The 14,920-nt window shown below is 72.8% G+C and carries 7 protein-coding genes; all 7 read left to right on the top strand.

Going from position 1 to position 14,920, the window contains the following annotated elements; all coding sequences use genetic code 11:
- Positions 1 to 40 precede the first annotated feature (40 nt).
- The 7 genes from OM076_RS46075 to OM076_RS14045 all read left to right on the top strand — a co-directional run bounded on the left by OM076_RS46075 (position 41) and on the right by OM076_RS14045 (position 14,902).
- Positions 41 to 1,927, top strand: coding sequence for a PKD domain-containing protein (locus tag OM076_RS46075; RefSeq protein ID WP_270040622.1), 1,887 nt, complete (start codon positions 41 to 43; stop codon positions 1,925 to 1,927).
- Positions 1,924 to 3,885, top strand: coding sequence for a TolB-like translocation protein (locus OM076_RS14070; protein WP_270040621.1), 1,962 nt, complete (start codon positions 1,924 to 1,926; stop codon positions 3,883 to 3,885). Before OM076_RS46075 ends, OM076_RS14070 begins: the two co-directional genes overlap by 4 nt.
- Before the next feature lie 163 nt (positions 3,886 to 4,048).
- On the top strand, positions 4,049 to 5,863 hold the full coding sequence (locus tag OM076_RS14065; RefSeq protein WP_270040620.1) for a type 2 periplasmic-binding domain-containing protein: 1,815 nt from the start codon (positions 4,049 to 4,051) through the stop codon (positions 5,861 to 5,863).
- 94 nt (positions 5,864 to 5,957) lie between these two features.
- Positions 5,958 to 7,862: an ATP-dependent zinc metalloprotease FtsH gene (ftsH, locus tag OM076_RS14060; RefSeq protein WP_270040619.1), complete on the top strand. Its 1,905-nt coding sequence runs from the start codon at positions 5,958 to 5,960 to the stop codon at positions 7,860 to 7,862.
- A complete protein-coding gene (locus tag OM076_RS14055; RefSeq protein ID WP_270040618.1) occupies positions 7,859 to 9,574 on the top strand; it encodes a hypothetical protein in 1,716 nt (571 codons plus the stop codon). The genes ftsH and OM076_RS14055 overlap by 4 nt, the downstream gene beginning before the upstream one ends.
- A 1-nt stretch (position 9,575) precedes the next feature.
- Positions 9,576 to 14,138, top strand: coding sequence for a beta propeller repeat protein (locus tag OM076_RS14050; RefSeq protein WP_270040617.1), 4,563 nt, complete (start codon positions 9,576 to 9,578; stop codon positions 14,136 to 14,138).
- Entirely contained in the window at positions 14,135 to 14,902 is a 768-nt protein-coding gene (locus tag OM076_RS14045) for a hypothetical protein (RefSeq protein WP_270040616.1), read from the top strand. The genes OM076_RS14050 and OM076_RS14045 overlap by 4 nt, the downstream gene beginning before the upstream one ends.
- Positions 14,903 to 14,920 lie beyond the last annotated feature (18 nt).

The raw sequence follows: 14,920 nt of genomic DNA, 5'->3' as shown, positions 1-14,920 counted from the left end.
GGTCGTTCGAGTCGGGTGAACGCGCCGTAGGTTCGGCGCCGTGCGCATTCTCTGCGTCCTCTTTGCATGCCTCGTGCTGCCCGCTCCCGCGTTCGCGGGGATCTCCCCGGTCACCCCGATCGACGGGCCGTCCCCGGACATCGTCGACTTCGGCGGCACCGCGATGGCCCCGGACGGGACCGGCGGCATCGTCTACCGCAAGCGGGTCGACGGCCGCACCCACATCTTCGCGGCGCAGTTCGACGGCAACGGCTGGCGCGCCCCGCAACGCGTCGACAACGGCCAGCCCTTCGACTCCTCGTGGCCCGCGATCGGCGCCGGCACCGGCGGCCGGCTGGTCGTCGCGTGGGTGCAGGAGTTCGGCCCGTCGTCGGATCGCCTGTACTCGGCCGGGCTCGACCCCGGCGCGACGCGCTTCCAGGCGCCGGTACCGGTCGACCTCAACGTCGGCGAGTCGACCGGGACGTACCCGGCGCTGGCGATGAACGGCAACGGCAACGCGTACCTCGCCTACCTCGTCATGCAGCTCCCGAGCGGCACCGACCCGCCCGGATACACCCGCGGCGAACTGCGCGTCGCGCGCTACGACGGCACGTACTGGTCCGGCTTCGGGCTGCCGCTGAACCGCAACGTGCAGGCACCGCTGCGAGTCCCCGTCGCGGGCGCGACGCCGCAGGTCACGATCGACGCGACCGGCAACGGCATCCTCGCGTGGCAGGAGCCCGACGACGCGCTGATCGACCGCATCTGGGCGCGGCGCCTGTTCGGCACCAACACCGGCATCGCGACGCAGGTGTCGCCCGCGACATGGAAGGACGTCCCATTGCGCGCGCCGGTCGACCAGTTCTCGCTCGACTCGGCCGGCTTTGGCCAGGGCGCGATCGCCTACCGCCAGCAGCCCGCCGCCGGTGGCCCGCTCGTGGGCACCCGGATCATGCTCACCACGATCCCGGAGACGTCCGCTCCCAACGCCGCCGCATTCGGCGCACCGCGGATCGTCGACGGCGCGGGTGACGGCGCGCCGCCGGTCGCGCCCGGTCCCGCCGCGGTCGCCGTCGACCGCGTCGGAGACACGGCGACGGTCTTCAGCTTCGCCCAGCGCAGCATCCTGATCCCCGCCGACGACCGGACGGTGCGGGCCCCCGAGCGCCTCGACGACGGCCGCACGAGCATCGGCGGCACCCCGGAGGTGGACATCGCCGCCTCCGGCGCGGCCGTCGCGGCGTGGCAGGTCCGCCGCGGGAGCAGCGGCGGCGTGGGTGTGACCGAGCGCCGCGCCGACGGCGTGCCGGTGAGCCAGGCGCTCGCTGCCCCCGCGGGCGGCATCGTCACCGGGTTCGCGCTCGCGGGGAGCGGGCTCGGGGACGGGTTGCTCGGGTGGATGCAGGGCGGGCAGGTCGCCGGGGTCGTCGTCGACGCGCCGCCCGACCCGTTCGCCGCCAACGCGCCCACGACGTACGTGCGCACGCCGCCGCAGATCCGCTGGGACATGCCGGCGCACGCGATCGGCGACGTCACCTTCGCGGTGACGATCGACGACGACACGGTCGCGGAGAACCTGAAGACGACCAAGCTCGCGCTGCGCAAGCGCGACCTCGATGACGGCGTGCACGTGCTGCAGGTCGTCGCGACCGACCCGAGCGGGCAGGAGACGACGAGTCGTCCCGCAGACCTCAAGGTCGACCTCACCAAGCCGCGCGTGCGCGTCCAGCGCTTCCGCAACCGCCTCGTTCAAGTGACCGTCTCCGACCCGACCTCCGGCGTCGACAACACGTCGGTGCGGGTGAGCTGGGGAGACGGCAAGCGCTCGAGCGGACGTCGCACCGCGGCCCATCGCTACCGCTCCGGCGGCCCGTTCACCGTCACCGTCAGCGCCCGCGACAAGGCGGGCAACCGCATCAGCTCCAAGAAGAAGGTCTCGCCGTGAAGCGCCTGTTGGCCGCCGTAGTGCTCCTGTTGGCGGTGCCGGTCGCGGCGCGGGCGTACGTGGCGCCGGGCGCGACGCTCGTCTCCGCCTCGCTCGAACTGCGCGAGCAGGGCGACGAGGCCTCGGGTACGCCGGACATCTCGGCCGACGGGCGCTTCGTCGTGTTCGAGACCCGCGCGCGCAACCTGTTCGGCCCGGATTTCAGCGACCCGCCCGGCGCGCACTACGAGGGCGGCGTCATGCGCCGTGACATCGCCAGCGGCCACCTCGACCTGGTGGCGCCGGGAGACCTCGTGGGCGATGACGGCGTCGTCCGCGTCCGCGGCGCGCGCAACCCGTCGGTCTCCGCCGACGGCCGCTACGTGGTGTTCTCGACCGGGCAGCAACTGGTGCCCGCCGACACCAACGGCAACATCGACGTCTACGTCCGCGACCTGCAGACCGGCGGCTACGAGCTGATCTCGGCCCGGGACGGCGGTTCGGTCCCGGCGGCCTACGCCACGCGCGATCCCGACACCCCGTTGCGCAATCCGGGCGCCGACGTCAGCCCCGCCGTGTCGATCTCCGCCGACGGCGACCGCGTGCTCTTCCGGACCGTCGACCTGGCGTCGGACCTGCCCGATCGCGCGTCCCCGATCACGCCGCCGTACCAGCTGTTCGTGCGGCTGCGGGCGAGCAAGCGCACGATCCTGGTCACGCAGCAGATGGGCAGCAACCCGCCTGTGCCGGTGGGTGGGGCGGACGCGGGCGGCGCGCTGAGCGCGGACGGCACCACGGTCGCCTGGCCCGGGCAGTCCGCGGCCGACCAGACACACTTCGTCGACGGCGAGTTCTCCGACCCATCGATCTACTACTACCTCTGGCGGCGCATCGACGACGGGCCCCAGACGGCGGCTCGGCGGATCACGGGTGCCACCGAGCCCGAGGTTCCGGGTTGCACGTTCGACGCGCGACCCGAGGACGTCAACGCCTGCACCGGGCCACTCAGCGACCGCGAGCAGGGGCTCAGCGGGATCACCTCGACGCTGCCCGCGCTCAGCGCCGACGGCCGCCGCGTCCTGTTCACCACCGGCGCCCCTCCGCGTCCGACGCTGTACGGCGCGGCGCTGGACCTGTGGATGACGGACATGACCCCGGGGCGCTCGCGCACCGCGGCGAGCGTGGAGCTGACGCGCGAGGGGCTCAGCCGCGATACCGCGGAATCCGCCGGGATCACGTCGATCGCGCTCTCGCCTGACGGGCGCTGGGCGGCGATGACCACGGCGCGGACGCGGTTCCTGCTGCCGGCCTTGCGGCTCCTCGACGCGCCGACCACGATCCCCGGGCTCGACGACCTCTACCTGATCGACCTCGAGAACCGCACCATGGAACGCGCCGCCCACGGCCTCGGCGGCGCCAACGCCGACGCGGGTGTGGCTCCGGTGCTCTCGCTCTCCGACGGCGGGCGCCGCGTCGCGTTCTCCACCAGCGCCGACAACCTCTTCTTCGGCGACGCCAACGGGCGAGCGGACGTGTTCGTCGCGGACCGCCTCGATGCCCCGCCGCCGGCGCCGACCGAGGAGGAACCGCCGGCCGACGCTCCCGCCGAGACGTTCGACCCGCCTCCCCCGGTGGTGGCGAAGCTGCGGGTCACCGTCCGCAAGGCACCCAGCGGGCGCGTGCGGCTCCTGGTGCGAGCGCCTGGCCGCGGGAAGTTCGCGGTCGCGGTCCGTGGGCGCATACCCGACACCGACGGGCGCCTGCGCGGTCCGGCCCGGCTCATGGGCTCGGTCAAGAAGACGATCAAGAAGGCCGGCGCCGTGACCTTGGAGGTCAAGCTCGTCAAGAAGTACACGGCGGTCGCGCGGCGCGAGAAGAAGCTCGACGGCAGCGCGACGGTGACCTTCACTCCGGCGTCGGGACCCCCGCTGAGCGGCACCACAACGGTGCGCTTCGCCGCACCACCGAAAAAGAAGTGAACGGCGTGTTGCGGTCATGTAAATGACCCGTTTGAAGGTGGTGAACGCCCCTTCAAACGGCGCGCGGAGTCCGCGAGGCTGCCCGCGTCCATGCCCCGGATGGGCAGGTATGCCCGGTCGCTCCGGGCTGTTTTTCAGGAACACGAAGGAGTCGCACCAGGTTATGTCTTCGTTCGGGCTCAGCTCGCAACGGCGCCGCCTCGCGCTCAGCGTCGCTGGCGCGCTGGCCGCCACGGTCGTCGCCGCGCCGGCAGCATCCGCGCAATTCACGCTCGCCCCCTGCCAGGGCGGCTCCGCCGTCGGCCAGGGATCGTCGTTCCAGGGCGCCGCATTCACTGCCTTCAAGAAGGTCTTCAGCCTTGAGGTTCCTAGCGGCTGCGGTGCCGCGGGGGCCGGCATCAGTTATTCCCCGACGTCATCCGGCGCGGGCCGTATCGCCCTCGGGCAGAACGACCCGAAGACGAACCCGCGCAATGACCGCAACCAGGGGTTCCGCTGGGCCGGCACCGACGAGGCGCCGAAGGTGGCGGAGCGCGCCTCGATCGAGGGCGGCCCGATCGACGCCAACGGCCAGGACGTGACGGCGGCCGACAACGCCAAGCTGCACGTCGTCCCGATCGCGATCGGCGCGATCGCCGTGCTCGTCCATCTCCCGGACGGCTGCACCGGCTTCGGGGCGGGCGCCGACCTCTACAACGACCGGCCGAAGGTCACGCTTCAGAAGCTCGAAGCCGCGTTCTATGGGGCGAACTCGCCGAAGTGGAGCGACCTCATCCCCGGTCTCACGCCGGCCGCCGGGTGCGGTGACGTGGCCATCAAGCGCGCCGTCCGCGCCGACGGCTCCGGCACGACGTTCGCGCTCAAGCAACTTCTTCAGCACCTCAATCCGGCGCACGCGAACGAGTGGCGGATCTCGGACAACCCGGTGTGGCCGACGGCCGCCAACGCGACCGTGACGGGCACCGGCGGCGGCGGTCTCGCCACGACGGTCGCCACGACCGCCGGCACGCTCGGCTACGTCGACCTCGCAACGGCTCGCGGGTCCAACAACGGCGCGTTCCTCTACGACACCGCGGCCGCGCCGATCGACAAGATCTTCTGGCTCCCGCTGCAGCAGGAGCTCGACGGCGCCACGTACAGCGATCCGCAGACCACGGCGGACGGCTACAAGACGACCACCTCGGCCGCCAGCGTCAAGGGCGCCAACTGCAACGTCGAGCCCGTCGGTCTGCCGACGACGCCCGCCGATGACCTGACGTACGGCCTCTGGACGAGCGCCGACGCGACCCTGACGGGCGACGGCTACGCCGCATGCACGATGACGTACGACATGGTGTTCGACGACAACAGCGTCGCGTACTGCAAGTCCGCTGACGAAGAGGCCAAGGCCCGCACGATCAAGGACTACCTCACGCGCGGCGTGCTCTCCGACCTCGCCCAGGCCGAGCTGCCGAAGTACGACTACGACCGCCTGCCGACCAAGATCCTCACGGACATCTCCCGCAAGGCCGTCGACTCGATCGGCTGGAACAAGGGCGGCCAGGGCCGTCCGTGCTCGACCCCCGAGCCCGAAGTGACGCCGACGCCGACCCCCGTCGCGGATCCGGGCCCGGGCACGCCGACGGTCACGCCGCCGCCGCCGGCGCCGAGCAACGCGATCACGGTCGCCTCGTCGCGTGTGAGCGGCACCTCGATCCGCTTCTCGCTGCAACTGCCGGGCGCGGGCAAGATCAGCATCGCCTCGTCGACGAAGCCCAAGAAGGGCAAGACGATCAAGCTCGCGACCAAGACGGTCACGGCGACGAAGTCCGGCACGCAGACCATCACGCTGAGCCTCTCCTCGAAGGCCAAGTCGGCCCTCAAGAAGGACAAGAAGCTCAAGGTGACGGTGAAGATCACGTACACCCCGACCGGCGGCACCGCAAAGACGATCACGAAGACCGTGACCGTCAAGCAGCCCAAGAAGAAGAGCAAGTAACTCACCGATGACGCGCGACACATCAGCCCTCACGAGCCGTCCCAGCGCCTTCCGGCGCGCTGCCGGATCCGGCGGGACCGTGCTCGGGGGGCTGGTGCGTCCGCTCCTCAAGGACCGTCTCTCGCTGTTCCTGATCATCGCCTCGGCGATCTTGACGATCCTGTTCTTCACGTTCCTCGGCCAGTCGAAGCCCTCGTCGAAGGGCGACCAGATCGCCCTGTCTACCCTGGTCAACCGCTCCGAGGCGAAGCAGATCCTGAGCGCGACGCTGCTCGACCAGGATGCCCGGGTCGTCGCCCAGCAGTCCGACGGCCGGACCCTTTGGGCGGCCTACCCCAGCTCCGACGCGCAGACCACCGCGCTCTTTCGCACGCTGAGCTCCAACGGAGCCGTGGTCGAGGTCGATCAGCAGCCCGGGAAGCCGGTCAAGGCCGTGCTGATCCAGTTCCTGCTGCCGATCCTCCTGCTGGTCTGCCTCTTCGCCCTCTTCACCCGCCTGGGCGCCGATGGCGGCGCCGGCGGCATCGCCTCCTTCTCCAACTTCAAGGGCAAGGGCCGCAAGCGCGGCGCCAAGGTCGCCAACCGGCTCACGTTCGACGATGTCGCCGGTGCCGGCGAGGCCGTGGTCGAGTTGCGCGAGATCCGCGACTTCCTCGCCGACCCGGCCAAGTTCCTGGACCTCGGCGCCGCGCCGCCCAAGGGCGTGCTGCTCGTCGGGCCTCCCGGCACCGGCAAGACGCTGCTCGCCCGCGCGACCGCCGGTGAGGCCGACGCGGCCTTCTTCTCCGTCTCCGGCGCGGAGTTCGTCGAGTCGCTGGTCGGCGTCGGCGCGGCCCGCGTCCGCGACCTCTTCGCCAAGGCGCGCAAGATGGCGCCGGCGATCATCTTCATCGACGAGGTCGACGCCGCCGGCCGCAAGCGCGGCGCCGGCATCGGCCAAGGCAACGACGAACGCGAGCAGACGCTCAACCAGTTGCTGGTCGAGATGGACGGCTTCGGCGGCGACGCCGGCGTCGTCGTGATGGCGGCCACCAACCGCCCGGACATCCTCGACCCCGCGCTGCTGCGCCCGGGCCGCTTCGACCGCCAGGTCGTCATCGACACCCCGGACGTCCACGGCCGCTACGAGATCCTCAACCTGCACGGCAAGCGCAAGCCGGTCGACCCCGACGCCGACCTGATGGAGATCGCGCGGATGACGCCGGGCTTCTCAGGCGCCGAGCTCGCCAGCGTGATCAGCGAAGGCGCGCTGCTGGCGGTGCGCCAGGGCCAGCCGACGATCGATCAGCCGACCCTCGAAGAGGCGATCGATCGCGTCGTCTCCGGCCCCGCGAAGAAGTCGCACGTGCTCACCGCGCGCGAGCGCGAGGTGATCGCGATCCACGAGGCGTCGCACGCCGTCGTCGCCCGCGCGATCGGCCAGACGGTCGGCGGCGGTGCGCAGAAGCTGTCGATCGTCGCCCGCGGCCGCACGCTCGGCACCGCGACGTCGCAGCTCATCGACAAGGACGTGACGGTCCAGCAGCAGGTGGACCTCGAGCGCCAGCTGACCGCGATCGTGTCCGGTGCCGCCGGCGAGCGCGTGCACTTCGGCATGGTCTCGACCGCGATCAACGACGACCTGCACGCGGCCACCAACCTCGCCCGCTCGATGGTCACGTCGTTCGGCATGTCGCCCGAGCTCGGCCTCGTCACGATCGGTGAGCAGGGCGGCGAGGTCTTCCTCGGCGCTTCGCTGCAGGAGCTCGGCTCGGTCGGGCCCGCCACGCTCGAGCTGATCGACCGCGAGGTGGAGCGCTTCGTCGCCGAGGCGGTCGAGCGCGCGGAGTCGATCCTGCGGGTCAACTGGTCTGCCGTGCGCGAGACCGCGCAGGTGCTGCTCGACCTCGAAACGGTGTCCGGCATGGCGCTCGAGGCGCTGCTCTCGCCGGTCCAAGAGATCGAGATCGAGGACATGCAGCTCAACGGGCGGCGGGACCTCCGGCGGCCGGCAGAGTGATCGCGCGCGCGATTCTCGCGCTCGCGCTGTGGGCCGGGCTGGTGTCGATGGCGCGCGCTGACGCGCCGCGCTGGCGGCTGGAGCAACCCGCTCCGCCCGCGGGCGCGCCGTTCCAGGTCGCCCTCGGCTCGCCCGGCACCCTGACCTTCTGGGCGCCGAACCGCGGCCTGCTCGCGGTCGAGGGCAACAGCGTCGTCCCGCGCGGGATCCTCGCCTATGACGGGGAGTCGTGGCACACCCTGGCGACCGTCTGCGGCGGGCCGGGGGACACGATGCGGATCGCCTGGGCCGGACCGACCGAGTTCTGGACCGTGTCCGAGCCGAGCCGCCCGCGCCAGGGCTCCGGCACCGCGCTGTGCCGGTTCAAGGACGGCCAGGTGCTCGCCTCCTACTCGACCGCCGACAACGCCGCCGACCCCTACCGCCAGATGAACGCGGCAGCCTGCAACGGACCGAACGACTGCTGGTTCGGGGGGATCGGGTCACGCGACCCGACGGGCACACGCGTCGGTGCGTTCCACCTGCACTGGGACGGGACCAACCTGCGCACCGTCTACAACGCCCAGAGCGGGCGCGGTGTCACGGATCTGGCCGCGTCCGACGCCGGGTTCCTGGAGACCGTTGCCGCCGGCGCCCGCCAGAGCTCGCCCGACGCCCCCGATCCGCGGCCGCTCGAGACGCAGCCGCTGCTGCTGCACCGCATTGTCAGCGGCTCGTTCGCCAACGACCCGTTCGTGCCGTCCGCCGAGGCCGAGGGCGGGAGCGAGTTGCTCGCCGCCGACGCGCATCACGCGTCGCTGTCATGGATCGTGGGCGGTGGCGCGGCCTCAGGCCCCGACGTCACGACGCGCGGCGTCGGCGGGGTCATCCCGCGGCTGCCGCTTGCGGCCGTGTCGTCCGGCGCGGCGTTCCGCGAGCTGACGCTGACGGGCGCGACGTTCGGAACCGCCGATCGCTTCGAGGACATCGCCGGCGTCGCGGGCACGCCGATCGGCTGGGCCGCGCTGGTCCCGTTCGCCGACCGCGGGCGGACCAACGCCAAGGCGCTCGTCGCGCGCATCGACTCCACCACAGGCCAGACCGACGTCGAGTCGCTGCCGCCGTCGGGCTCCGGGCGCGGGTCGGCGGCCCGGATCGCGTTCACGTCGCCGACCGACGGCTGGATGGTCACCAACGCCGGCTGGCTCTTCCACTACTCCGATGGCTCGCGGCCGGCGAAGGACACCGATCCGGCCTTTGCGGGACCGATCGAGAACCGCCCGAACGAGGCCGCGGAGCAGTTCGTCCCGGACGCGGCACCGGCTGACGACTCGCAACTGTTCGCCCCGCCGCCGGTGACCGTCGAGACCCAGGCCACCGAGACGCAGGACCCGAAGCCGCTGAAGGCGCTGATCACGAAGCTCAAGAAGCCCAAGCTCAAGGGCACGACGCTGATCCTGTCCTTCACCGTCACCCGCAAGGCCAAGATCCAGCTGATCGCCAAGCGCAACGGGCGGACCGTCGCGAAGTCGCCGAACAAGACGTTCAACAAGGGCAAGCGCTCGATCAAGCTCAAGCTCTCGCGCAAGAAGTGGCCGACCCGTCTCGCCTTCAAGACGAAGGAGCTGACGATCGACGACTCGCAGATCGCCGACCCGAACGCGGACAGCGACACGACCGTCAGCTCACCGTCGCCGGACGACACCGTCACCAGCTCCCCGGGCGGCGGATGAGATGCGGCGCGCGTGGTTGGTCCTGTTGCCGCTGCTGGCCGCCGCGGCGGCCTGGGCAGTGCTCTCCGCGGGTGCGGGAGCGGCCGGCGACGGCTCGCTGACGGCGCAGCCGATGCTCGGCACCGCCGGCACCGACGCGGTGCTGATGGGTGCTGCGGGGACGGATGCGTGGGCGTACGTCCAGCTGCCCAACGAGGCTGCGCCGCCCGCCGGCGTGGACCTCGCGCCGGCGTCGGGAACCACTCGGCAACTCGCGTTTCTCAGATACTCGCGCGGGGGCGCGTGGCGGGTCGTCGAGACGCCGGCCGACGCCGACGGCCACACGATCCGCGGGCCGTCACCGAACCGGACCTCCGTGCGGATCACGCCGAACGCGGGCGGGCTGCTGGTCGGGCACGGCGCGCACGGCGTGAGCGTGCTCGCGCGCAAGCCGGGCGGGCGCTTCCACGAGGCGCCGCCGGTGCCGGGCGCGCTGCTCGCGCCGGCCGATCCGACGCCCACGCCGACTCCCACTCCGACGGCGACCGCGACGCCGAGCGTCACGCCGACGCCGACCGCGACACCGACACCGACGCCGACGCCGACTGCGACGCCGACTGCGACTGCGAGCGCGACGCCGACGCCGACGCCGACGCCGACGCCGACGCCGACGCCGACCGCGACCGCCACCCCAACGGCGACACCATCTCCCACACCCGCGCCGAACCGCGCCGAGACGATCGCCGAGAGCGACGGCGACGGCCGGATCGCGGACGCGGCGTACGAGAGCGGCGGCCAGCTGCAGGCCCTGTTCGGCCTGCTCGGGCGCCGGTCCGAGGACGCGGTCCTGCACTACGACGACGGCGACCACAGCTGGACGCGGGAGCCGATCGACCTCTCCGGCCCGCAACTCGACGCGTTCCGGATCCTCGCGCTCGACGCCTCCGGCACGGACGCGTGGCTGCTGGGCGCCGACGGCGACGGCATGTTCGGGCTGTTCCAGCGCAGCGGGACGCACTGGGTCGCGCGCCCGCTCACGCTCGGCGTGCCGGTCACCCCGCTCCCCTCCGGCGCGCAGTCGCTCACGATCACGCCCGACGGCGTCTGGATCGACGCGGCGCAGGACGGCGCGACCGACGCGACGTTCTTCCGCGCCACCAGCGGCGCCGTCACCTCGTGGTGCGACGACGGCTGCGATCACGGGTTCGGCGCCCGCTTCTCGCGCGGCCTGGGGTACCGGTCGATCGCGTTCGCCGGCGGCGGCCGGATCATCTCCAACGCGCTCCCTCCGGGCGGCACCGACGAGGACAACCACGGCGCCTACCTCTCCCGCCACGGCGACGATTTCGTGCGGACGCCGGGCGGGGGCGGGTCGTACCGGCCGAGCGCCGCGTTCAGCTCACCCACCGAGGGTTGGCTGGAGGGCCCGGTGCAGATCACCGACCAGCCGCGCCCGAATCACCTGCAACCCTGGCCCGCGGCCGCGCGCGCACCGCTGACGGCGGCCGTGACCGCTCCGGGACAGCCGGTCGGGTCGCTCGACTCGAGCGCCCTGGCGGTCGGCCAAGAAGGTGGCGTCCTGCGCTACGAGCCGGGCTCCGGCTGGACGCGCGAGTTCCTGCTCTCCGGCAGCGGCGCGGTCTCCAAGCCGCTGCTGCGCGGCGTCGCCTGGCCCGAGCCGGGGCGCGCGCACGCCGTCGGCGACCTCGGCGCGATGTGGATGTGGCGCGCCGAGACCGGGCTGTGGGAACGCGATCCGGCGGCCCCCGTCGGGTTCGAGGGGAACCTCATGGGCGTCGCCTTCGCGGTCAACGACCCGCTGCGCGGGTACGCGGTCGGCAAGGAGGGCGTCCTGCTGCGCTACGACAAGACGTGGACGCAGGAGCCGCTCCCCGACGGGTTCGCCGACGTCAACTTCACCGGCGTCGCGTTCGCCGGCGCGCAGGCGATCGTCGCCGCCGGCAAGGATCTGCTGGTCAACGACGGCCCCGGAACGGCGTGGCACGCCGACGAGGACGTCAGGCGGCTGTTCGCGACCCTTCCGGGGTCCGATCCCCGGTTCGTGACCGTCGCGGGCCTCCCGGACGGCGGCGCGGTCGCGGCCGGCGACGGCTTCGTGATCGAGCGCGACGGCCCCGCCACCCCGTGGCGCTTCTCGACCCAGCCGCTGCTGGATGTGACGCCCGTCGCGCTTGCGGCCTACCGCTCCGGCGACAACGTCCGCGCGCTCGCCGCCGTGCAGCCGCAGCTTCCGTACCCGGTGCCCGACGTGCTCCCCGAGACGCTCCCGGACTCGCCGCCGCCGCTGATCCCGCCGTTCCCGCTGCCCGGGGACGGGTACCTGCTGCGCGAGACCGACGACGGTTGGCGCGACGAGCAGCGCACCGCCTATGCCGGCTCGACCTCGGACCGCCCGGTGAAGTCCGATCCCATCAGCGCGCTGCTGGTCGATCGGGACGGCCAGGGCTGGGCACTCGGCGGGTGGAGCGGGGACGCGGACGCCGCCGGCCGCGGCAACGGCAACCGCTCGAGCCAGGGTCGGGCGGACCGGGCGCGAGTCCAGACTGCGGCGATCCTGCGCTACGCCACCGGCGACCAGCCGGCGCAGCCGCCCGCGCTCGTCAACACCGGCACGGATCTGACCGGAGACGTCGCGCGGTTCGCGATCGGCGGCCACGCGTCCTGCGAGTCGCCCTGCGCGGACCTCCGTGACGAGGCGATCGGGCCGGACCAGACGCTCAAGGCCGCGAAGGACCTCGTCGGCCGCCTCTCCGCCCAGCCGGGCGGGCCGCGGATGCTGCTCTACACCGGCGGCCGGCTCGCCGAGGACCAGACCCTCACCGCCCGTGAGGGCGCGCGCTACGCCGAGCTGCTGCAGGCGGGCGCCCCCGCGTACGCCGCACCGTCGGCGGCCGACACCGCCGGCGGCACCTCCACGGTGTTCAGCGGCGCGTTCGCGGGGGCGCCGGCGCCGTTCGGGGGCGGCACGCCACCCGGCGGCGTGTCGCCGCTGGCGAGCGCGGTGCCGGCCGTGGCCGGAGCCCGCACGCACTACTCGTTCGACTCCGCCGGCTCCGGCGGGACGGTGCGGGTGATCGTGATCGACAACTCGCGCGGCTCGCTGGAGGCGTCGGACCCGCATCAGAACCCGCCTGAGCCGCAGCTGCCGTGGTTGAGAGCCACGCTGGCGGACGCGCGCGCGAAGGGCGTTCCGGCGATCGTCGTCGGCAGCCGCGACCTCAACTCGCGCTTCCAGCCGAGCCTCAACGTCGCCACCGACGGCGACGAGGTCGCGCAGGCGCTGGTCGACGGCGGCGCCTCGGCGTACTTCTTCGAGCGTCCCGAGGAGAACCGCATCTACCCGATCCCCAGCGGTGCGAGCACGACGATCCCGGCGTTCGGGACCGGCACGCTCGGCTATCGCTCGCCCTTGGCGAACACGCTGACGGGCCCCGACGCGGTGTTCGGCGATTCGGGGCTGTTCCTGGCCGAGATCGATGTGAGCAAGCGCGATCCCGCGACCAACCGCGCACCGGTCGTGGTGCGGCTGCTCCCGGTCGTGTCGGGGCTCACGCTGCAGGCCGTCGACGGCACGCTGCTGCGGCGGTCGCGGCCATCGCTCTTCCAGGGCCTGGGCCGCCGGCCGGTCGGCGGCGACCGCTGGGGTGCCTCGGCCGGCGGCGGCGACCCCGAGCCTCCCGGCTCCGATCCGTACACGCAGCTGCCGGCGCAGCCGTGCACGGGCCCGGCGTGTGCGACGCGGGTCACGCCCGAGTACGAGTTCGTCTCGTCGGACCCGGACATCGGTGACTTCGTGGCGCAGGACCCGGCGTCGACGAACCTCCGCAAGCCGTTGATCGGTCCCGACGACAAGGTCGTCACCGACGGCCACTCCGGCCTGTTCTGCCCGTTCAACGCGGGCAAGACGACGATCACGGTCAAGGCCGGCGGGCTCGCGTACTCGACGGTCGTCACCGTGCAGGCGGGCTCCGTCCAGCGCCCGTGCGGCACGCGCCCCCTCGATCCGAAGCGCTTCACGCCCGCCAAGACCCCGGCGTCTACGACCCCGCCGCCGCCCAGCCAGTTCCCGCAGACGAGCCCCGCCGTCGCGCCGATCGTCCCGCCTCCGCCGCCCGGCATCACCCCGCCGGCCCCGCCGCACACGCCGGCCGCGAAGCCGCCGATCCCGCCGCCGGTGCCGATTCCGACGGCCGTGCCGGTCCCGCCCGACGATCCCGTGCCGGCGCCGCGCAGTCCCGGCCGCGCCGGCGTGCCGACGACGCCCCCGCCGCCCGCCGGCGCGTTCGCCCGCCCGATCCCGCCGGGCGGCGCCGTCATCCGCGTCTTCGAGGAGAAGCGCGAGGAGGAAGCGGCGCCGGAGTCGTCCTCGGCCGCGTCGGCCTACCGCTTCGAAGAGCACATGCCGACGAGCGTCTTCCTCTACGGCGTGATCCTGCTCGCCGCGTTCGCGGGCGCGACCCTGCGCCTCGGCATCCGCCGGCGCGAGCGGGGCGTCGCCGCGGCCGCCGTCCACATCCCCGCCCGAGACCCGTATAGACCCCGTGATAGGAGCCGCCGCCCATGAGAAGGCATGCCGGCAGCGCGGCGCTCGTCGTCGCCCTGTTCGCCCTCGTGTTGTCCGTGACCGGAGTGGCCGATGCCGCCCGCCAGGCCGCGGTCAAGTTCGTCACCAAGCCCAAGCCCCACGCCGTCCTCAAGCTCGACGGCAAAGGCCGCTTCCCGGCCAAGGCGATCCCGAAGGTGGCGAGCGCCAAGAACGCCGACAAGCTCGGCGGGAAGACCGCCGCCGACCTGACCGCCACGTGCGACCCGCAGACCGTCGACCTCGGCAGCTGGTGCCTGCAGGCCGCGCCCTACCCGCTGCCCAACGAGGACATCGGCAAGAACGACTTCTTCTACGCGTCCAAGGCGTGCGTCGAAGCGGGTGGGTTCCTGCCCAGCGCCGACCAGCTGCTCGGCGCCGCCGATCGCGTCAAGCTCGCCTCGACGATCGACGACGTCGTCGTGAACTCCTCGCCCGACGTCGACCCGACGGACGGGTTGAAGGACCGTCGTGAGATGTCCTCGACGCTGATCACGACGCAGGCGGGCTCATCGGCCGCGGGTTCGGAAGGCGTCACCGAGGGCTCGCGTGGCGACCCCAAGGCGGGTGAGCCGGACCCGGTGCCGCTGCCCGCCAACCCGGCGCCGCAGTCGCTGCAGTACGTGACCGTCTACGACAACCACGACAAGGGCGGCTTCGCCGGCTCCAAGCCGGTCACCGCGACCGAGACCTTCCGCTGCGGGTTCATGAAGGTCCAGGGCCAGGCGGCCACCGAAGAGGGCTAGAGCCCGCTCCGGTGGCCA

This window comes from Solirubrobacter ginsenosidimutans (assembly GCF_027587205.1).
Note: the sequence above shows the minus strand (reverse complement) of the source record. Positions and strands in the feature narration are given on the sequence as shown.

Excerpts from the sequence above, each read along its gene's own strand:
- OM076_RS14065 (WP_270040620.1), top strand. The coding sequence starts at position 4,049 with ATGTCTTCGTTCGGGCTCAGCTCGCAACGGCGCCGCCTCGCGCTCAGC.
- OM076_RS14050 (WP_270040617.1), top strand. The coding sequence starts at position 9,576 with ATGCGGCGCGCGTGGTTGGTCCTGTTGCCGCTGCTGGCCGCCGCGGCG.
- OM076_RS14045 (WP_270040616.1), top strand. The coding sequence starts at position 14,135 with ATGAGAAGGCATGCCGGCAGCGCGGCGCTCGTCGTCGCCCTGTTCGCC.